At 68.0% G+C, this 20,597-nt stretch carries 12 protein-coding genes; 4 read left to right on the forward strand and 8 right to left on the reverse strand.

What is annotated here, in order from left to right; translation table 11 throughout:
* The first annotated feature begins 225 nt into the window (after positions 1–225).
* A complete protein-coding gene (fur, locus tag FHW83_RS14780; protein WP_176647128.1) occupies positions 226–675 on the forward strand; it encodes a ferric iron uptake transcriptional regulator in 450 nt (149 codons plus the stop codon).
* Here fur and FHW83_RS14785 read toward each other — a convergent pair.
* The 7 genes from FHW83_RS14785 to FHW83_RS14815 all read right to left on the reverse strand — a co-directional run bounded on the left by FHW83_RS14785 (position 672) and on the right by FHW83_RS14815 (position 10,294).
* Complete coding sequence (locus FHW83_RS14785; RefSeq protein ID WP_229224191.1) at positions 672–1,364, reverse strand: FecR domain-containing protein; 693 nt, start codon at positions 1,362–1,364, stop codon at positions 672–674. The two genes, fur and FHW83_RS14785, sit on opposite strands and share 4 nt — an antisense overlap.
* A 17-nt stretch (positions 1,365–1,381) precedes the next feature.
* Entirely contained in the window at positions 1,382–3,043 is a 1,662-nt protein-coding gene (locus FHW83_RS14790; protein ID WP_176647129.1) for a methyl-accepting chemotaxis protein, read from the reverse strand.
* A 17-nt stretch (positions 3,044–3,060) separates the two neighbouring features.
* Positions 3,061–4,989, reverse strand: a complete 1,929-nt coding sequence (locus FHW83_RS14795; RefSeq protein WP_176647130.1) for a bifunctional diguanylate cyclase/phosphodiesterase — start codon at positions 4,987–4,989, stop codon at positions 3,061–3,063.
* 4 nt (positions 4,990–4,993) lie between these two features.
* Positions 4,994–5,395, reverse strand: a complete 402-nt coding sequence (locus FHW83_RS14800) for a response regulator (protein WP_176647131.1) — start codon at positions 5,393–5,395, stop codon at positions 4,994–4,996.
* A 98-nt stretch (positions 5,396–5,493) separates the two neighbouring features.
* A complete protein-coding gene (locus FHW83_RS14805; RefSeq protein ID WP_176647132.1) occupies positions 5,494–6,117 on the reverse strand; it encodes a response regulator transcription factor in 624 nt (207 codons plus the stop codon).
* On the reverse strand, positions 6,104–7,513 hold the full coding sequence (locus FHW83_RS14810; RefSeq protein WP_229224192.1) for a sensor histidine kinase: 1,410 nt from the start codon (positions 7,511–7,513) through the stop codon (positions 6,104–6,106). The genes FHW83_RS14805 and FHW83_RS14810 overlap by 14 nt, the downstream gene beginning before the upstream one ends.
* Positions 7,514–7,600: 87 nt before the next feature.
* Complete coding sequence (locus FHW83_RS14815) at positions 7,601–10,294, reverse strand: EAL domain-containing protein (RefSeq protein WP_229224193.1); 2,694 nt, start codon at positions 10,292–10,294, stop codon at positions 7,601–7,603.
* 204 nt (positions 10,295–10,498) lie between these two features.
* Here FHW83_RS14815 and FHW83_RS14820 point away from each other — a divergent pair, with 204 nt between their 5' ends.
* Both FHW83_RS14820 and FHW83_RS14825 read left to right on the forward strand, forming a co-directional pair.
* The gene (locus FHW83_RS14820; protein WP_176647133.1) at positions 10,499–11,467 is read left to right on the forward strand and encodes a dicarboxylate transporter/tellurite-resistance protein TehA; all 969 of its coding nucleotides are present in this window, start codon (positions 10,499–10,501) and stop codon (positions 11,465–11,467) included.
* Positions 11,464–12,423 (forward strand): GlxA family transcriptional regulator, encoded by a 960-nt coding sequence (locus FHW83_RS14825; protein WP_176647134.1) that lies wholly within the window; start codon positions 11,464–11,466, stop codon positions 12,421–12,423. Before FHW83_RS14820 ends, FHW83_RS14825 begins: the two co-directional genes overlap by 4 nt.
* On the opposite strand, the gene FHW83_RS14830 is transcribed toward FHW83_RS14825, so the two are convergent.
* Positions 12,420–16,076: an ATP-binding protein gene (locus FHW83_RS14830; protein ID WP_218106282.1), complete on the reverse strand. Its 3,657-nt coding sequence runs from the start codon at positions 16,074–16,076 to the stop codon at positions 12,420–12,422. The genes FHW83_RS14825 and FHW83_RS14830 overlap by 4 nt on opposite strands.
* An 84-nt stretch (positions 16,077–16,160) precedes the next feature.
* On the opposite strand from FHW83_RS14830, the gene FHW83_RS14835 reads away from it, so the two are divergent.
* Positions 16,161–20,576, forward strand: a complete 4,416-nt coding sequence (locus FHW83_RS14835) for a DEAD/DEAH box helicase (RefSeq protein WP_176647136.1) — start codon at positions 16,161–16,163, stop codon at positions 20,574–20,576.
* Positions 20,577–20,597: the final 21 nt, after the last annotated feature.

Consider the following 20,597-nt stretch of genomic DNA (forward strand, 5'->3'; position numbering starts at 1 on the left):
GAGGTGCGGCAGCGGGTATTTAATTTGACCCATCAACTTTATACTTCCCGAAAGAAACTGTCGATACTTTAGAGCAATATACCAAAAATTCTCTCCAAAAATCACACGTTTTGCTTGCAATTAACACAATTTCGATGGCAAGAAGCTATCGCCACGTACCGGCGTTGCCAAGAAAATAAATTTCATATATAGTGAGAATAGGAATCATTATCATTGTGAAGGCATATGGATATCCCTCAAGAACTGCGCAAACTTGGCTTGAAAGCCACCCTGCCCCGCTTGCGCATCCTGCAACTGTTCCAGGAAACCAAGAGCAAGCACCTGAGCGCGGATGATGTCTATCGCCTGCTGCACGACGAGAACATCGACATGGGATTGGCCACCGTGTACCGCGTGCTGATGCAGTTCGCCGACGCCGGCATCCTGATCCGCCGTCAGTTCGAATCGGTGGCTTCGGTGTTTGAGTTGAACGAGGGCGGCCACCACGACCACCTGATCTGCACCAACTGCGGCCGCATGGAGGAATTCCTCGACGCCGAGATCGAGCGGCGCCAGGAAGCGGTGGCGGCCGAGCGCAACTTCGTGCTGCACAAGCACTCGCTGTCACTGTACGGTTTTTGCGGCGATTGCGCCGCCAGCATCAAGCCGATGGCCAGGAAGCTGCGCCGGACCTAGGGCGTGAGGGTGTCGGCGTCGCCGAAGGACGTCGGCGGCGCGAACCGCATGCCCGGATTGGTGAACATCTTGACCGGCCGGGTCCTGTCGTCCTTGATGTAGCCGAACTGCCCGCTGTCGTAGCGGAATTCGCCGGCGCCATTGACGATGGAGATGCCGCCGGTGCTGACATGCACGTGCAAGCCCGGCTCCAGTCCCGGCGAGGCGTCGAGATCGCCCTTGCCGGTCAGGTATTCGAGGAAGAAGGTGGTGCCGCGGATGCCGATGGTGGCGCTGGCGGTTTTCATCGCGAACCTGTCCTTGTTGCGCTTGCCCAGCAGGCCGGTGATCGAGCGCAGGCCGCCTTTCACCAGCGTGTAGGCGGCGCGGTCGGCTTCCGGCCGTGCCTCGTCGAACGCAAACTGGTCGATCCTGACAGTGGTCCCCGGCTTGAGCGCCAGTTCACTGTTGTCGATGAAGCGCACCACCGCGTACGCGCCGGCGGCGGTGACCAGGGTGTCGCCGCTCTCCACCTCGGACTTCGCCTGCAAGACCTTGACCGCGCCGGCCGGCGAACGCGCCGTCATCGGCCCGCTCACCTGGACCACCACGCCGGCCACCTGCGCGGCCTGCGCGCCGCCGACGCCCAGCGCCAACAAGAAGATAACGAGGATGCGCCGCATGCCGGTGTGCTCCGAGGAAGAAAACATCAGCATACCTCAGCCCATCAAACCAGGCCAGCGACGTAACGCAGGCCGCTGGCGGCCGAGGGCGCCCGCGGTTTCGATTTGACCGCCGCCGCCACCGGCATGTCGATCACCGTCAGCGCCTCGCGCGCGCCGCTGGCCAGCTTGAACACGCTGACGCTGCGCGCCAGGCGCTCGGCCTGCTCCTGCAACGATACGATGGCGGCCAGCGACTCCTCCACCAGCGTGGCGTTTTGCTGGGTCACGCCGTCCATCGCGGCCAGCGTGCGGTTCACCAGTTGCAGGCCCTGGCTTTGCTCGCGCGTGCCGTTGCTGATGTCGCCCATCAGCGCCGCGCCGCGCAACACGCCGCGCACCACGTCGTCGATGGTGGCGCTGGCCTCCTTCACCGCCTGGCCGCCGCCGCCGACTTCCGACAGCGAATGCGCGATCAGGTCCTTGATCTCCTTGGCCGACTGCGCGCTGCGTTGCGCCAGCGCGCGCACCTCGCCCGCCACCACGGCGAAGCCGCGTCCATGCTCGCCGGCGCGTGCCGCTTCCACGGCCGCGTTCAGCGCCAGCAAATTGGTCTGGAAGGCGATGCCGTCCATCAGGCCGACGATGTCGCCGATCCGGCGCGAGGAGGCGCTGATGCGCTCCATGATGGCCGTCACGGCCGATACCGCGGCTTCGGCCTCGCGCGCCACCGACGCCGTCTGGTCCATCAGCTTGTAGGCTTGCCCGGCCTTGTCGGCGTTGTTGGCGACGGTGGCGCTCAGCTCCTCCACGGTGGCGGCGGTTTCCTCCAGCGTGGCGGCCTGGCCCTCGGTGCGCTGCGCCAGGTCGCCGGTGCCGGCCGAGATTTGCGCCGAGGCGCTGGCGATGGTGTCGGTGCCGCCGCGTACCTGGGTCACCATGCGCCGCAAGTTGGCGCTCATCAGGTTCATGGCGCGCAGCAGGTCGGCCGTTTCATCCTTGCCGGCGACTTCCTCGTCGACCCGCAGGTCGCCATCGGCCACGCGCCGCGCCACCTCCACCGCGCGTGCCAGCGGCGCCGAAATCAGGCGCGCCACGCGGCCGGCCAGCAGCAGCCCCAAGACCAGCGCGCCGGCCATGAAGCCGAAGATCAGGTGGCGCGCATGCAGGTAGGTCTGGTCGGCCGACAGCGCCGCCTGCGCGCTGCCGTTTTCGTTGATGGCGACCAGCTTGTCGATCAGCGCCATGGCCTCGAAGTCGTACTTGCGCGATTCGCCGCGCACCACGCCCAGCGCCGCCACGTCGTCGCCGCCGCGCGACAGCGACACCACCCGGCGCACCGCGCCGCGATAATCGGCCAGCGAGGCGCGCAGCCTGGCGACGATCTCCATCTCCTCGGCGCCGCGCGGCTGCGCGGCGTAGGCCGCCACCGACCGCTCCACTTGCAGCATCTGGTTTTCCATGTCCTGCTCGTACTTGCGCAGGATGTCCGGCTCGGTCGACACCACGTGGAACAGCTCGAAGGTGCGGAAGCGCGTCAGCCCGTATTTGATGTCCAGCGCGTTGCGCACGCCCGGCGCCCAGCGGTGGTTGATGTCGTTGGTCACGCGGTCCAGCTCATACAGCTGGAACACGGAGAACACGCCCAGCGCCATCATCAACGCCAGCATGGCGGCGACCACCGCGTTCAGTTTCCTTGCGATCTTCAGGTTGCGGAACCATTTCATGGCAATCTCCTTAATCTTTATGCGGCTTGCAGTTGCAGGCTTCCTTCGAGGAAGTTCAGGGCGGATGCCGCCGGCAACGGACGGCTGTAGTAGTAACCTTGGATCTCGTCGCAGCGCCAGTTGCTCAACATGGCGCGCTGGGTCTCGGACTCCACGCCCTCGGCGATCACGGTCAGGCCCAGGCTGTGACCGAGGCCGATGGTGGCCTGCACGATCGCGCCCTGCTCGCGCACCGCGTGCATATTGCGCACGAAGGACTGGTCGATCTTCAGCTTGTGGATGGGGAAGCGCGACAGGTAGGCCAGGCTCGAATAGCCGGTGCCGAAATCGTCGATGGCCAGCTTGAGGCCCAGCGCGCGCAGGCGGTGCAGCAGGGCGATCGCGCTTTCGGCGTCTTCCATCATCACGCTCTCGGTGATTTCCAGCTCCAGGCAGGACGGGTCGACGTGGGTGGTGGCCAGCAGGTCCTCGACGTGTGCCAGGAAGCCCGGTGCCGCGAACTGGCGTGGCGAGATGTTCACCGCCACCACCACGCGCTGGCCGGTCTCCGCCTGCCACACGCTGATCTGGCGGCAGGCCTCTTCCAGCACCCAGTTGCCGATGGCGACGATCAAACCCGATTCCTCGGCCAGCGGTATGAACTCGGCCGGCGAAATCAGCTTGCCGTGGCGGCGCCAGCGCAGCAGCGCCTCGAAGCCGATCAAGCCGCCGTCGTGCAGCGCTTGCTGCGGCTGATAGTGCAGTTCCAGCTCCTTGCGTTCGACCGCGTGCCGCAGCAGCGACTCCATGTCCAGCCGCTCGCCGGCTTCGGCGTTCAGTTGCTGTGAATAGACCACCAGCCGGTCGCCACCCGCCTTGCGTGCCGCCTGCAGCGCGGCGTCGGCGTTGCGCAGCAGCGTGTGCGGCGTATCGCCATGCAACGGGAAGGTGACCGCGCCCAGGCTCAGGGTGGTGTAGATTTCATGCCCCTCGCAATCGTAAGGGTTGCGCATTTCGTCGCGCAGGCCGGACAGCGCCTGCTTGAACGCCTCGTCCTCGCAGGCCATGCGGTACAGGATGGCGAAGTTGGCGCCGTCCAGGCGGAACACCTCGCCCCCGCTGCGCTCCGCCGCGCCGCGTATGCGCGCCGCCAGGCCGACCATGATGCGGTCGCCGAAGGCGTGCCCGAAGCCGCCGATGATGCGCGAGAAGCGGTCGATGGTGCCCAGCACCACCACGTGCGGCACGGCCGGCAGCGTGGCCAGGCGCGCCTCGAAGCTGCGGCGGTGCGCCAGGCCGGTGAGCGGATCGTGGCGCGCCTGATGGCTCAGTTCATCCTCCATCCGCACGCGGGCCCGCACGTGGTACATCAGGAACACGCACGTCACCAGCGCCAGCACGTCGAACACATGCACCAGCCCCGTGATCCAGCCGATGGCGCGGTTGGCCATGGTGCCGTTGTCGTAGATGGCGCTTTCCACCTCCTGCTGCATGGCGTCGACGCGGGCGCGCAGCAGCTTGACCTCCTCGTTCATCTTGATCAGCACCGCGCGCGCGGCCTCCGGATCGCGGTCGACATTGCGTTCGAACGCCGGCGTCAGGGCAATCACGCTCCGGTAGCCGTCGCGCAGTGCGCCCAGCTCCGGGCCATCGCCCAGGCTGGGGCGCAGTTGCGCGATCGTGGCATCCAGTTCGGTGCGGCCCATGTTCTCCAGGAACTGGAAACGGTCCGGCGTGATCGAATTGGTGAAGCGCTTGTCCAGCGCCAGTTGGTAGCGCAGCAAGGCGCTCTCGAAATCGCCCAGGTAGCGCATCCGCGGGATGGTGCTGTTCAGCAGCGGCGTCTCGTTGCGGCGGATATTGTGCGCGGTGCGTTCCATCACGATCGACAGCGTGACGCTGGCGGCGATCACCAGCAGCAGCAAAAGATAGATCAATCGGCGCGAACTGCTGGTGGTGTGACGCATGGACTTACTCCTCGGCGGTGGTGTTGTGACTGCCGCTGGCCTGCTTCAGGCAAAGCAGCAGTTCGTTCGCTTCAAAGGGTTTGCTCAAAAAACAGGAGGCGCCGCCCTGGAACGCGCGCTTGCGCAGCGCGGCCTCGGGGAAGGCGGTCATCAGGATCACCGGCAGCGGGTTGCCGTCGCGGCGCAGCCGCTCCAGCAGCTCGATGCCGCTCATGCCGGGCATCTGCAGGTCGGTGATGATGCAGTGGTAGTCGCCCAGCGCGCCGGAGGCCAGGAAGGCCAGCGCGGAATCGTAGGCGTTGGCCTCGTAACCGTAGGAACGCAGCAGGCTGCGCAGGCCGACGCGCACGGCGTCGTCGTCGTCAACGATGGCGATACTGGAAAATTGTGGATCCGGATAAGACACTGGCTACTCCCATGTTCGGACGGCGGCTCGCGGCCGTCCAGCGCATGGGAGAACAATACAGTTTGCTACCTGTTGAGAAAATTATACAAGGGTATAGGTCAGGCTAAACCCAGGGCTTCGGCCATGCGCACCAGGTCCGCGAAGGTCTTGGCTTCCATCTTGCGCATGGCGTTGCCGCGGTGGATTTTGACCGTGATTTCGCTGGTGCCCACCTCGCCGGCGATCTGCTTGTTCATCAGGCCGCGCGCGGCCAGCGCCATGATCTCGCGCTCGCGCGGCGTCAGCGTGGCGTAACGCGCGACGATGCCGTTGCGAGCCAGGTCGCGCTGGCGGCGTTCCCGGTCGGCGCCAAGGGCGGTGTGGATGGCGTCCAGCAGGTCCTGGTCGCGGAACGGCTTGGCCAGGAAGTCCACCGCGCCGGCCTTCATGGCCCGCACCGACATTGGAATGTCGCCATACCCGGTCATGAAGATGATCGGCAGCGCCACGCCGTCGCGATTGAGCTCGGCCTGGAAATCCAGCCCGCTCACGCCCGGCATGCGCACATCGAGCAGCAGGCAGCTGGTGATTTCGCGCCGGGGCTGGGCCAGGAATTCCGCCACCGAGCCGAAGCTGGCCACCTGCATGCCGACCGAGCGCAGGAGGCTGGAAATGGCGTCGCGCAGCGGCGCCTCGTCGTCGACGATATAGATCAGCGAGTCGGAATAATCAATCTGGTTCATGGACGGGCAGCGTGAAGATGATGGTGGCGCCGGCCACCGGGAAGTCCTGCGCGGCATGTTGGGCCCAGATGCGGCCACCGTGGTTTTCAATGATGGAGCGGCAGATCGGCAGGCCCATGCCCATGCCGTCCTCCTTGGTGCTGTAGAAGGCCTCGAACAGGCGCGGCACGTCGGCTGGCGGGATGCCGGGACCGGAGTCGCTGACGCTGACCTGCAGCGCGCCGTCGGCGTTGCGCTGCGTCTGCACCGTCAGCACCGCCTGGCAGGGCTGGCAGGCGGCCATGGCCTGGATGGCGTTCATCAGCAGGTTGATGAACACCTGCTGCAGCTGCACGCGGTCGCCGTAGACCGGCGGCAGGTCCGGCGCCAATCCCAGCATCAGGGCGACGTGGTGGTTATTCAGCTCGCGCCGGACCAGATCCACGCTCTCCTCCACCACCGACTTCAGGTCCAACTCCGCGTATTGCGGATCGCTGCGCCGCGCCAGCGCGCGTATGCGCTTGATGACGCCCGTGGCCCGGGCGCTGGCCTCCAGTATGCTGGTGACGGTGGCGCGGGCCTCGTCCAGCTCGGGCCGCGGGCGGTTCAGCCAGCGCAAACACGCCTCGCCATTGGTGGAGATGGCGGCCAGCGGCTGATTCACTTCGTGGGCGATGGAGGCGGCCAGTTCGCCCAGCATGGTCACGCGGGTGGCGTGCGCCAGCTGCACCTGCGAGCGGTGCAGCGCCTGCTCGGCCAGCACCGCCGCCGTGACGTCGGTCAGGGCGCCGAGATATTCGCATTCGCCATCCTTGTTCTGGCGCGGATGCGACAGCACGTGCACGTATTTGAGCTGGCCGTCCGGCAGCAACAGCCGGTGGCGCAGTTCAACCGGCCCTTCGCAGCGCAGCGATTGGTCGATCGCAGCCTGCACCACATGCCGGTCCTCGGGCGCGGTGTGCGCCAGGATGCGCTCCATGGTGGGCGCGACGTCCAGCGGGTAGCCGTAGATGCGCGCCGCCTCGTCCGACCAGTACATCTCGCCGCCGGGCGACTTGAAACTGAAGCTGCCGGTCTTGCTGATGCGCTGGGTGCCGGCCAGGAAGGCCTCGCTGCGGCGCAACGCGTCCTCGCGCGCCAGCAGCTCGTTGGTGGCGGCCTGCCCGCGCAGCACCAGCACACTGGTGACGCCGATCGCCAGCAGCCCGACCAGTAGGCGGCCGGCGGCGGCGGCGGAAAACACCTCGCTGTGCGTCAGCACGTAGGAAAGAATGGTGAGGGAAAGGCAGGCGGCGGTCGCCAGCAGCACGCCGCGCCGCGCCCAGATGCTGGCCGATAGCAAAACCACCACCACGTACATCACGGCGATGGCCATGTCCAGCGGTGAAAACGTGTCGATCGCGAAGATCAACAGCATCAGACTAATCAGCAACGCAGACATCCAGGGAGTGCGAGGGACCCGTAACATGCCTATCCTTTTAACTTATATTGGCAACGTATCCAATTATAGAGGGATTTGCTCCCCTTGCACCTCATACTCCAGTATGAGTTCCGGCGGCGCCGCGCGGCCGAACAGATAGCCCTGGAAGGCGGTGCAGCCAAAGGCTTCCAGCGCGGACCACTGCTCGCGCGTCTCCACGCCTTCGGCCACCACCTCCAGGTCCATGCTGTAGGCCAGCGTGATGATGGCGCGCACGATGCTGGACGCGTGGCGCGTGTGCAGCATGTCGTGCACGAACGAGCGGTCTATCTTCAGCTGGTCGATCGGCAGCAGCTTCAGATGGCTGAGCGAGGAATAGCCGGTGCCGAAATCGTCGAGCGCGAAGCCGACGCCGTGGGCTTTCAAGGTTGTCATTTTTGCGATAACGTCATCCATGTCGGCCAGCAGCATGCTCTCGGTGAGTTCCAGCTTGAGCAGGCGCGGATCGGCGCCGGTGCGGTCCAGCACCGCCAGCACCTGGTCGACAAACGCCGGCTGGCGGAACTGCCGCGCGCTGACGTTGACGGCCATGCTCAGGTGCGCGCTGTCGGTGCGGGCGGCCCACGCCACCAGCTGGCGGCAGGCGGCCGCCAGGACCCATTCGCCCAGTTCCACGATCAGCCCGGACTTCTCCGCCTGCGGAATGAACTCGCCCGGGCCGATCAGGCCGCGCTGCGGGTGCTGCCAGCGCAGCAGCGCCTCCACGCCGGTGACGCGGCCGCCATCGCCCACCACCGGCTGGTAATACAGGCGCAGTTCATCGCGCCCCAGCGCGAAGCGCAGGTCCGCCTCCAGCGTGGCGGAGGCGTCCAGCGCCACCTGCATGTGCGGATCGAAGAAGCGGAAGGTGGCGCGGCCGGCAGCCTTGGCCTCGTACATGGCCATGTCGGCCTGGCGCAGCAGGTCGTTGATGGTGTGGTGCCCGGCGCCGAACAGCACCACGCCGATGCTCGGGGTGCTGCGCAACGCATGCCCCTCCAGCATGTAGTCGCGGCTCAGCGCGTCGAGCACCTTGGCGGCGACGGCGGCCGCGTTGTCCATGGCCTGCTGCTGATCCGCGCCCAGGTCTTCCAGCAGGATCACGAATTCGTCACCGCCCAGGCGTGCCACGGTATCCGTCTCGCGCGTGACTTCGCCCAGCCGGAACGCCACCATCTCCAGCAGGCGGTCGCCCATGTCGTGGCCCATGGTGTCGTTGAGCGACTTGAAGTTATCCAGGTCGACGAACAGCACCGCGCCGTGATTGCCGCCCCGCGCCGCCTTGGCGATGGCGTGATGCAGGCGGTCCAGCAACAGGCGCCGGTTCGGCAGCTTGGTCAGGCCGTCGTAGAACGCCAGGTGGGCGATCTCCGCTTCGGCCAGCTTGCGGGCGCTGATGTCCATGCGCGTGCCCAGCATGCGCAGCGGCTGGCCGCCGGCGCCGCGCTCCACCACCCTGCCCCGGCTCTGGACCCAGATCCAGTGGCCGGCGCGGTGACGCATGCGGTACTCGGCCTCGAAGGAGCGCGAGCTGTCGGCCAGGTGGGCCGCCAGCGCCGCCTCCACCGCCGGAATGTCATCGGCCTTGACCATGCCGCGCCAGTCGATATCGCCGGCGTTCAGCTCATCGCGGGTGTAGCCCAGCATGGCGGCGGCGCGGCCATCCACCGTGCGCACGTCGTCCACCATCTGCCACTCCCACAGTCCGAGATTGGCGCCGTTCAGCGCCAGTTCGACCTTTTCGGCGGCGGCGGCCTGCTCGTTGGCGCGCGCGGCGGCCAGGTCCTCCAGCACCTGGCGGCGGCGCTGCACCAGCACCAGGGCGCCGCAGGAGGTCAGGCCGAACACCAGCCACGCCACGCCGCAGGTCCAGGCCATGCTGTGCCACCCGGCATCGATCAGCGCCTGGTTGCGGCCCAGGCTCACCACCAGCGTCTTGTCGAGGCCCAGTCCACGCAGCCGCATGGTGCGCTGGACCACCAGCCGCCGCTCGCCGCTGGCGGTGGCGCCCTCCAGCACCGTCTCGGCATGGCCGCTGCGCTGGTGGCGCGCGAAGAACGGATCCGGCGCGGCGCCGGTGCCGCGCATGGCGGCGGGATCGGCCGGCACGAACAGGATGCGGCGGCCGCTGTCCTCGGTGATGGCGCTGTTCATGTCCGGCGCGTACAGGGCCGAGCGCATCACGGCGTCGAAGTATTCGGGATTGAGGATGGCGCTGACCGCGCCGTTGTTGGCGCCGTCAGCGCCCATCACCGCCATCGACAGCTTGATGTTGAACACGCCGGGCGTGTTTTCGTAGGGCTGCGACAGGTACAGCGTGTCGGGATCGCGCATGCGCTCGACGTGGCTGGTGTAGTTGCGGTCATCGAGGCGGCGGTCGCGCAGATCGTCGTCGGACATCACGATATCGCCCTTGCGGTCCAGTATCAGCAAGGCACGCACGCCGGGCATGGCGCGCTTGAGCGATTGCAGCAAGGTGCGGCGGCACTCGGCGCCGCAGGCGCTGCCCGGCCCCAGCGTGGCGCGCACGCTGTCCAGCGCACCGCGCACGCCTTCCAGCTGGTGGCTGAGATTCTCATCGATGATCAGCGTCTGCAGGCGCATGCGCTCGACGTTGGACGACATGATCAGGCCGCGCTCATTCCAGACGAAATAAACAATCAGCAGGCCGCTCAAGCTCAACACGAAGCCCAGCATCAGCCATTCCGCCGTGAGTTTTTTATAATGTTGGACCAACATAAATCCTCCGGGTGACGATAGCGCCACTATAGATTCGGGAGGAAATCGGCGAAATTGCACCTTCGTATGCAAACTCATACCAAGGTTTAGGCTGCGCCTCTGCCGGAAACGGTGCTACATTGGCAGGATTCGATCCATCGGAACGGTTTATGCCGCCCCCGGGCGCGCCTACAATCGCTCCATCGATCACTCACCACAACCGCCATGAAAACCAAGCTGCTCCCCGCCTCCTTCTTCGCGCTGACACTGGGGTTGGCCGAAACCGGCAACGCCTGGCGCTTCGCGCACGACCTGTGGGCGTTGCCATCGCTGGCCGGCGAAGTGCTGCAGGCGCTGGCCGTGTTGTCGTTCCTGCTGTTCGCGGCGCTGTATGCGCGCAAGTGGCTGGCGCACCGCGCGGCCGCCCTCGCGGAAGCGCGCGATCCCGTGCAATCGGCCTTCCTGGCGCTGATGCCGGAATCGCTGATCCTGGTGGCGCTGGCCCTGCAGCCTTACGCGGTGCAGGGCGCGCGCCCGCTGTTCTGGATCGGCTCCGCCGCCAACCTGGCCTACGGCGCATGGCGGCTGGCGGCGCACTGGAGCCGTCAGCGCGAAGCGGCGCAGATCGTCCCCCCGCTCTACCTGCCCTACGCCGCCAGCATGCTGGTGAACGCGCTTGCCGCCGGCAGCTTCGGTTACACGGATTACGGCTGGATGCTGTTCGGCGCCGGCGGCATCTCGTGGCTGGTGCTGGACTCCGGCATCACGCGTCAATTGATGACGGGCGGCCTGTCCGACAAAACGCGCAACTTCATGGGTATCTACAGCGCGCCGCCGGTGGTGGCGCTGGTGGCGTACCAGGTGCTGGCCGGCGCCGGCGCCAATCCCGCCGTCAGCTACGCACTGGCGGGCTACGCGCTGTTCGTGTTCGCCGGACTGGCGCTCGCCATGCCCTGGTTGGCGCAACAGGATTTCGCGCCAGGCTATTGGGCCTACACCTTCGGCGTCGCCACGCTGGGCCAGGGTTTGATGCTGATGGCGGAACGTCATCACAGCGCGCTGCTGGAAGTCATGGCGGGCACGGTGTTCGCGGCCACGCTGGTGTTGGTGCTGTACGTGGCATGGGGCTCGCTGCGTCTGCTGGCGCGCGGCGCCTACTTCCCCGCCGCGCCGGTCATGGGACGCGCATCTTGAAGACATTGGCGCTCGTGGTGTTCCCCGGCGTGCAGGCGCTGGACGTGTCCGGCCCCATGGACGTCTTCGCGGAGGCGAATGCCTTCCTGCCGCCGGAACGGCACTACCGCCTGCTCACCATCGGCACCGAAGCCTCGCCGATACGCGCCTCCAACGGCCAGCAACTGCTAGCCGACCGCACGCTCGCCGAAGCAGGCCTCGATTACGACATCGTGCTGGTGGCGGGCGGCCCGCAGCTGGCGCAGGCTGCGGAACATGCCGCGCTGTCGCACTGGTTGCGCGACGTGGCGCGCGGCGTGCCGCGCTACGGTTCGATCTGCACCGGCGCCTTTCTGCTGGGCCGCGCCGGACTGCTCGACGGCAAGCGCGCGACCACCCACTGGAGCGACGCCGCGCGGCTGGCGGCCGAATTCCCGCTGGCGCGGGTCGAACATGACCGCATCCACGTGCGCGACGGCGGGCTGCTCACCTCGGCGGGCGTCACCGCTGGTATCGACCTCGCACTGGCGCTGGTGGCGGAGGATCACGGCCCGGCGATTGCGCTGGCGGCGGCCAAGCGCCTGCTGGTGCTGGCGCAGCGCCAGGGCGGCCAATCGCAATTCAGCCCCTACCTGTCCGATGCCGGCACCCCGGACACGCTGGCCGCCACCATCCAGCGCTACGTGATGGACAACCTGTCGCACGCGCTGACGGTCGAGCATCTTGCCGGCGTGGCCGGCATGAGCGCGCGCAGCTTCGCGCGCCGTTTCGTCAGGGAGATGGGGGTGACGCCGGCCGAATTCGTGCAGCGCGCCCGGGTCGACGCGGCGCGCAACCTGCTGGAAGGCAGCGCGCTGCCGCTCAAGACCATCGCCTACCGCTGCGGATTTGGCGGCGCCGCCCGCATGCGGCTGGTGTTCGCGCAGCGCTTTGGCGTCACGCCCAATCAGTACCGGGACAGCTTCCGCGCGGCCTAGAGGCTCGCCACGTCGCCGCTCTGCAGCAGCGATTCCAGCTGTCCCAGCTCGACCGGCTTGGTCAGGTGCCGCTCAAAGCCCGCTTCGGCGGCTTGCTGGCGGTCCGCATCCTGCCCGTAGCCGGTTACCGCGAACAGGCGCAGGGCGGCGCCGGCCTGCTGCCGCAGGCGCTGGGCCAGTTCGTAGCCGTCCATGCCTGGCAAGCCGATATCGAGGATGCCGATCTGCGGCCGGAAGTGCGATGCCAGCACCAGCGCGTCGGGCGCGCTGAACGCCACCCGCACCGTGTGTCCAAGCAGTTCAAGCCCTTCCCCCAACGCGCGCGCCGCATCCTCGTTGTCGTCCACCACCATGACCCGCAGGTGGCCGGGCGGCAGCGCCGATGGCGCGGGCGGCGCGATGCGGCGCGGGTCGGTGCGCTTTTCCTTCCACGCCGGCAGCCGCACCACGAAGACGCTGCCGCGGCCGGTGCCTTCGCTGTGGGCCGAAATGCGGCCGCCATGCAGCTCGGTCATGCTGCGCGCGATCGCCAGTCCCAGCCCCAGGCCGCCCTGCGAGCGGCTGAGCGCCTGCCGCTCCTGCGTGAAGCGCTCGAACACGCGGCCCAGCATGGCGGACGAGATGCCGATGCCGTTGTCATGCACTTCCAGCACCATCTCATCGTCTTCCAGGTAGGCCCGCACGGCCAGCTGGCCGCCCGACTCCGTGTACTTGGCGGCGTTGGTCAGCAGGTTGGACAGCACCTGCGCCAGCCGCACGGGGTCGGCCAGCACCGGCAGGCCGGATGGCGGCACCGCCACCGCCAGCGTGTGGCGCTTTTGTTCGATCAGCGGGCTGGCCGTTTCAATCGCGCGCGTGACCACCTCGATCATTTCCACCACCTGCCGGCGCAGCTGGATCTTGCCCTGCGCCACGCGCGATACGTCCAGCAGATCATCCACCAGCGCCACCAGATGGCGGGTCTGGCGTTCGATCACCGTGCGTTCCTTGAGCGCGAAGTCGCCGCCGCGCATCCGCATCAACTGCAGCGCGGTGACGATAGGCGCCAGCGGATTGCGCAACTCGTGCCCCAGCATGGCGAGGAATTCATCCTTGGCGCGGCTGGCCGCTTCGGCGGCGCGCTTGGCCGTGGCCAGCTCGGTCACGTCGAACGCCACCACCGCCACGCCCTGCGTCTTGCCGTCGTCGTCGAACAGGGGCTGGTAGACGAAGTCGAACCATCGATCGCTCAGTTGCAGATCCTCGCCGCCCAGCATGCGCAGCTGCACCGAGCGGCCGACGTAGGGCCGGCCGCTGGCCAGCACGCCGTCCAGCAGCTCGAAAATGCCCTGCGACGCCAGCTCCGGCAGCGCGTCGCGCACGGAGAGACCCAGCAACGGCCGGGGTCCGATCAGCCGTTGATAATAATCGTTGGCCTGCTCGAACACGTGGCGCGGGCCGCTGAGGATGCAGATCGCCACCGGCGCCTGGCTGAAGATGCTGCGCATGCGCCGGGTGGCCTCGTCCTGCACCGTGCGCATGCGCTGGCGCAGGCGCAGCACCTCGATGCGCGCCGCCAGTTCGCGCCCGGAGAATGGCTTGACGAGATAATCGTCCGCGCCGGCCTGTAGTCCTTCCAACCGCGCCTCCTCGCCGGCACGCGCGGACAGCATCATGAACGGAATATGGCGCGTGGATTCCTGCGCGCGCAAGGCCGCCAGCAGGCCAAAGCCGTCCAGCTGCGGCATCATCACGTCCGACAGGATCAAGTCCGGCGGGCTGCGCTCGATCATGGCAAGCGCCTCGATGCCGTTGTTGCAGACCTCCACCTGCCACTGCGCTTGCAGCAGCCGCCGCAAATAGTCGCGCATGTCGGCGTTATCGTCGACGATCAGCAGGCGCCCATGCATTGTCCCCTGCGCGCCAGGATCGGCGGCGTGCTGCATCCACCCTTCCGCCTCGGCCACGTAAGCGGCGGCCACGCTCTGAAGCGGCCGCGCCGGCGTCACGCCCAGTTGGTCGGACGGCAGATGGGCGCTGCCCAGCGGCAGCGCCACATTGAACACCGAGCCCCGTCCCACCACGCTCTCGACGCCGATGGCGCCGCCGTGCAGCTCCACCAGGTCGCGCACCAGCGCCAGGCCGATGCCCGAGCCCTCGTGCGTGCGCGAACGCGCGCCCTCCACGCGATGGAAGCGCTCGAACAAATGCGGCAACTGGTCGTGCGGAATGCCGCTGCCGGTATCGGCCACCGACAAACGCACCTGTGTTCCCAACGCGCGCAGGCTGACGTGTATCTCGCCCTCAAACGTGAACTTGAAGGCGTTGGACAGCAGATTCAACACGATTTTTTCCCACATCGCCGGATCGACGTACACCGGCGCGGGCAGCGCCGGGCAATCGACCCGCAGCCGCATGCCCGCGCTCTCGATGGCGGAACGGAAGCTGCTGGCCAGGTCGGTCGTCAACGCCGCCAGATCGGTGGGCACGAAGCGGGCTTGCGCGCGCCCCGCCTCCACCCGCGAGAACTCCAGCAGCGTGTTGACCAGCTTTTGCAGGCGCAGCGCATTGCGCTGCACGATCTGCAGGCGTTCGCGCTGCGCCGGCGGCAGCGGCACGGCATCGTCCTCCAGCGCATCCTGCACAGGCCCCAGCAGCAGCGTCAAGGGGGTGCGGAACTCGTGACTGACGTTGCCGAAGAACTGGGTCTTGGCGCGGTCCACCTCCGCCAGCATATCGGCGCGCAGGCGCTCATCTTCCGCCGCGCGCGCGTGGCGTATCGCGTTGCCGGCCTGGGTGGCGATCAACTCCAAAAAACTGCGGTACTCGGCGTCCAGCCTCCGCGCCGGGCTCACGCCCAGCACCAGCGCGCCGGAATCCAGCACCGGCAGCGTCAGCGCCTGCCGCACCGGCTGCTGCGACGGGCCGGCCGGCACGCCGGCAGGCTGCCGCTCCAGCGTCACAAGACGCGGCTCGGCGCCGGCGATCACCGCGTCGACGCCATACAGCGCGCCGGCGCTCTCCATCTCCGGATGGGTGGACTTGAGCAATTGCGCGGCGCCCTGGGCGTCGCGCAGGTACAGTTGAGCGAACGGCACGTCGTCGGGATTGACGCCGATCGCGTCCAGCGCGATGGCGCAGGCGCCCAGCACCGTCTTTTCCTGCAACGTGCGCACATTCAGTTCCGACAAGGTGCGCAGCCGGCGCGCGTTCAGGTGCCGGCTGGTCACGTCCAGATTGGCGCAGAACAGCCCGGCCACCTGCCCCGACTCGTCCCGCACCGGGCTATAGGAGAAGGCGTAGAAGGTCTCCTCCAGGAAGTCGCCGCGGCGCATGAACAGCTGCACGTCGTCGGCCATGGTGGAGACGCCATGCGTGAACACCCGTTCCACCAGCGGGCCGCAATAGTCCCAGATCTCGGCCCATACCTCGACCGTGGGCCGGCCCAGCGCCCACGGGTGCTTGGCCATGCTGAGCACATCGATGTAGGCGTCGTTGTATAAAAACGTCACCTGCTCGCCCCACCCCATCCACATCGGCTGCGGGGAATTGAGCATCAGGTTAATCACGGTCTTCAGGCTATGCGGCCAGCCATCGATGGGACCCAGCGGCGTGTTGCCCCAATCGTGCGCCCAGATGCGCGCCCCCAACTCGCCCGGCGCGTTGAGGAACATCGGTATGTCATCTGGTGCCGGTATCGACATGGGGTCTGGACCATTCATGATTTACAATGTTTTCGAGCTTACCACGCCAATATCATGACTGACGCCCTGCACGCCACCACCCTGACCTGGCGCTTTCACCCTGCGGTGACGGCGTGGTTCGGCGCGGCCTTCGCCGGCGCCACCGAAGCCCAGCAGCGCGCCTGGCCGCTGATCCAGTCGGGCCAGGCCACGCTGATCGCCGCCCCCACCGGCTCGGGCAAGACCCTGACCGCCTTCCTGGCCGCCATCGACGCGCTGGTGCGCGAGAGCCGCCACGCGCCGCTGCCGGATGAAACGCGGGTGCTGTACGTGTCGCCATTGAAGGCGCTGTCGAACGATATCCGCGTCAACCTGCTGGCGCCCCTGGAAGGGATAGGCCGCGAGCTGGAGGCCATGGGGCAACCGCCGCATGGCATCCGCAGTGCCGTGCGCACCGGCGACACCACCCAGGCCGAGCGCAACGCCATGCGCCGGCGCGCGCCGCACATCCTGGTCTCGACGCCGGAATCGCTGTACGTGCTGCTGGGATCCGACAGCGGCCGCGCCATGCTGGCCAGCGTGCGCACGGTGATCGTGGATGAGATTCACGCGGTGGCCGGCAGCAAGCGTGGCAGCCATCTGGCGCTGAGCCTCGAGCGGCTCGACGCCCTGTGCGCGCGGCCGCCGGTGCGGATCGGCCTCTCGGCCACGCAAAAGCCCATCTCGGCGGTGGCGCGCTACCTGGCCGGCGCCGGCCGTTCCTGCGCCGTGGTGGACGTGGGCCACGTGCGGGCGCGTGACCTCAACCTGGAGCTGCCGCCGGTGCCGCTGGAGGCGGTGATGCCGAACGAGGTGTGGGAACGCGTCTACGACCGGCTGGCCGAGCTGACGGCCATGCATCGCACCACGCTCATCTTCGTCAACACCCGCCGCATGGCCGAGCGCATGGCGCGCCAGCTGGCGGACCGCATCGGGCCCGAACACGTGGCCGCGCACCACGGCAGCCTGGCCAAGGAATACCGGCTGGACGCCGAACAGCGGCTCAAGCGCGGCGCCCTGCGGGTGCTGATCGCCACCGCCTCGCTGGAACTGGGCATCGACATCGGCGACGTGGAGCTGGTGTGCCAGATCGGTTCACCGCGCAGCATCGCCGCCTTCCTGCAGCGGGTGGGCCGCTCCGGCCACCACGTCGGCGGCTTGCCCAAGGGCCGCCTGTTCCCCACTTCGCGCGATGACCTGATCGAATGCGCGGCGCTGCTGGACTGCGTGCGGCGCAATGAACTCGACCAGCTGCGCGTTCCTGCCGCGCCGCTGGACGTGCTGGCGCAGCAGATCGTGGCGGAAGTGGCTTGCCGCGAATGGAGCGAGGACGGTTTGTATGAGCTGGTGCGGCGCGCGGCGCCGTACGCTGAACTCGAGCGCCAGCGCTACGACGACGTGCTGCACATGCTGACCGACGGCTACACCAGCCGCCAGGGCGTGCGCGGCTCCTACCTGCACCGCGACACGGTGAGCGGCACCCTGCGCGGCCGGCGCGGCGGCAAGATGACGGCGGTGATGTCCGGCGGGACCATACCGGACAACGCCGACTACACGGTGCTGCTGGAGCCGCAGGGCCAGAACATCGGCACCGTGCACGAGGATTTTGCGGTGGAGAGCCTGGCAGGCGACGTGTTCCAGCTCGGGAACACCTCGTATCGCATCCAGCGCGTGGAAGCGGGCAAGGTGCGCGTCGAGGATGCGCATGGCGCCGCGCCGAACATTCCATTCTGGCTGGGCGAGGCCCCGGGGCGCAGCGATGAACTGTCGGTCGGCGTGGCGCGCCTGCGCGCCGAGATGGACCGCCTGCTGGCGGCCGCCCCCGACGGCGAAGCCGGAATCGAAAGCGCCGTGGACTGGCTGCTCGAACATCTGGGCCTGCGGGACGCGGCGGCGCGCCAGATCGTTGAATATCTGGCGCGCGCGCGTGCCGCGCTGGGCGCGCTGCCGACGCGCGATACGCTGGTGATGGAGCGCTTCTTCGACGAATCCGGCGGCATGCAACTGGTGCTGCATGCGCCGTTCGGCAGCCGTATCAACCGGGCCTGGGGACTGGCCCTGCGCAAGCGCTTCTGCCGCACATTCAATTTCGAGCTGCAAGCGGCGGCCACCGAGGACGCGATCGTGCTGTCGCTGTCGGACAGCCACAGCTTTCCGCTGGATGAAGTGTGGCGCTACCTGCGCTCCAGCACGGCGGAGCATGTGCTGGTACAGGCATTGCTGGACGCTCCGCTGTTCAACGTGCGATGGCGCTGGAACGCCACCACCGCGCTGGCCCTGCCGCGCTTTAGCGGCGGCCGCAAGGTGGCCCCGCAGCTGCAGCGCATGAAGAGCGACGATTTGCTGGCGGCGGTGTTCCCCGACCAGGCGGCATGCCTTGAAAATATCGTCGGCGAGCGCGAGCTGCCCAGCCATCCTCTGGTGGACCAGACCCTGGACGATTGCCTGCACGAGGCGATGGACAGCGAGGGCTGGCTGGCGCTGTTGCGGCGCATGGAGGCTGGCGAAGTGCGCTTGTTGTCGCGCGACCTGCCGGCGCCATCGCCGCTGGCCATGGAGATTCTGAATGCGCGGCCGTACGCCTTCCTGGACGACGCGCCGCTGGAGGAACGGCGCGCGCGGGCGGTCGCCAACCGGCGCTGGACCGATCCCGCATCGCCGGACGATCTGGGCGCGCTGGACGCCGGCGCGATCGCGGCGGTGGAGGCCGAGGCCTGGCCGTCGGTGCGCAACGGTGACGAGATGCATGAGGCCTTGATGTCGCTGGCCTGCATCACGCCGGCCGAAATCGCGCGCGAGGAAGGCTGGCAGGCGTGGGTGGACGGCCTTGCGGACACCGGACGCGCCATGCGCCTGCGCGATGCCTCCAGCGGTGCCGATCTGTGGGTGGCGCGCGAGCGTCTGGCCTGCGCGCTGGCCGCCTGGCCCGGCGCGGCGATCGCCGGCCAGGCGGCGGACGACCTTGCGGCGCCTGGCGATGAGGAATGGACGCGGGATGCGGCCCTGGTGGAGATTCTGCGTGCGCGTCTGAGCGGATTCGGTCCGCGGACGGTGGCGGCGATCGCCGCGCCGCTTTCGCTGCCGGCATCCACGGTCACCATCGCGCTGACGCAGCTGGAGAGCGAAGGCTACGTGATGCGCGGCAGCTTCACGCCCGGTGCCACGGCGGAGGAATGGTGCGAGCGCCACCTGCTGGCGCGCATCCATCGCTACACCATCCGCAGCCTGCGGCGCGAGATCGAACCGGTCGAACGTCAGGACTTCATGCGCTTCCTGTTCGAATGGCAGCACCTCGCGCCGGACACGCAACTGCAAGGCAGCGACGCGCTGCCGGAAGCGCTGGCCCAGCTGGAGGGCTACGAAGCCGCCGCCGGCGCATGGGAAAGCGAGCTGCTGGCCGTGCGCGTGCACGACTACTCGGCCTTGTGGCTGGATGAGCTGTGCCGTGCCGGCAAAATCGTCTGGACCCGCGTTGGCGCCCCGGCCAGCGCGGCCGGCGGCCCGGTACGCGGCACGCCGCTGGTGCTGCTGCCGCGCCGGCAACTGGCGCTGTGGCACGCGCTGCCGGCGGTGGCCGCCGAAGTCGAGGTGTCGCCGCGCGCCGCGCGCGTGCTGGAAGCGCTGCGGCGCGACGGCGCCATGTTCTTCGACGAGCTGTCGCACGACGCCCGCCTGCTGCCGGTGGAGCTGGAGAACACGCTGGGCGAACTGGTGGCCACGGGGCTGGTCAACGCCGACAGCTACGCCGGCCTGCGCGCCATGCTGGTCCCGGCCAACAAGCGCGCCAGCAGCGACAAGCGCCGCCGCCGTGGCGCCGGCCCGACCATGGAGGAAGCCGGCCGCTGGGCGCTGGTGCGGCGCGGCGACAACCTGACCGTCACCGTCCGCCCCGTCGAAACCGCCGATGACGCGTCGTTCCCGCGCAGGCGGGAACCCATGCCGAGTGTGGATTCCCGCCTGCGCGGGAACGACGCTGTACGCAAGCCGCGCACCGATCCTGACACGCTAGAACACATCGCCATGACGCTGCTGCGCCGCTACGGCGTGATGTTCTGGCGCCTGCTGGAGCGCGAGGCCGGCTGGATGCCGAGCTGGCGCGAACTGCTGCCCGTCTACCACCGCCTGGAGGCGCGCGGCGACATCCGGGGCGGGCGCTTCGTCGCCGGCCTCTCCGGCGAACAATTCGCCCTGCCGGAGGCCATTCCCCTGCTGCGCGACATGCGCCGCCGGCCGCACGACGGCGGCTACGTCCGCATCTCCGCCGTCGACCCGCTCAACCTGTGCGGCACCCTGCTGCCGGGCGACAAAGTACCCGCCCTCGCCGGCAACCACATACTGTTCCGCGACGGCCTGCCGGTCGCCACCCAAATTGGCGGCAAATTCCATTACCAGGCAGCCAAGGAAGAGCGCGAACTACTCCACGCCTGGCTGGTGGGCAAGCCCCCGGTTTAACGCCACTGTGGCATAGCGCAC

Origin of the sequence: Duganella sp. SG902 (assembly GCF_013376005.1) — a bacterium.
Classification (GTDB): Bacteria; Pseudomonadota; Gammaproteobacteria; order Burkholderiales; family Burkholderiaceae_D; genus Rugamonas.

Bases quoted from the DNA above. Each gene is read 5' to 3' on its own strand.
- FHW83_RS14785 (WP_229224191.1), bottom strand. From the start codon at position 1,364: ATGTTTTCTTCCTCGGAGCACACCGGCATGCGGCGCATCCTCGTTATC.
- FHW83_RS14820 (WP_176647133.1), top strand. From the start codon at position 10,499: ATGAAAACCAAGCTGCTCCCCGCCTCCTTCTTCGCGCTGACACTGGGG.
- FHW83_RS14815 (WP_229224193.1), bottom strand. From the start codon at position 10,294: ATGTTGGTCCAACATTATAAAAAACTCACGGCGGAATGGCTGATGCTG.
- FHW83_RS14790 (WP_176647129.1), bottom strand. From the start codon at position 3,043: ATGAAATGGTTCCGCAACCTGAAGATCGCAAGGAAACTGAACGCGGTG.
- FHW83_RS14835 (WP_176647136.1), top strand. From the start codon at position 16,161: ATGACTGACGCCCTGCACGCCACCACCCTGACCTGGCGCTTTCACCCT.
- FHW83_RS14810 (WP_229224192.1), bottom strand. From the start codon at position 7,513: ATGCTGTTGATCTTCGCGATCGACACGTTTTCACCGCTGGACATGGCC.
- fur (WP_176647128.1), top strand. From the start codon at position 226: ATGGATATCCCTCAAGAACTGCGCAAACTTGGCTTGAAAGCCACCCTG.
- FHW83_RS14795 (WP_176647130.1), bottom strand. From the start codon at position 4,989: ATGCGTCACACCACCAGCAGTTCGCGCCGATTGATCTATCTTTTGCTG.
- FHW83_RS14805 (WP_176647132.1), bottom strand. From the start codon at position 6,117: ATGAACCAGATTGATTATTCCGACTCGCTGATCTATATCGTCGACGAC.
- FHW83_RS14830 (WP_218106282.1), bottom strand. From the start codon at position 16,076: ATGTTCCTCAACGCGCCGGGCGAGTTGGGGGCGCGCATCTGGGCGCAC.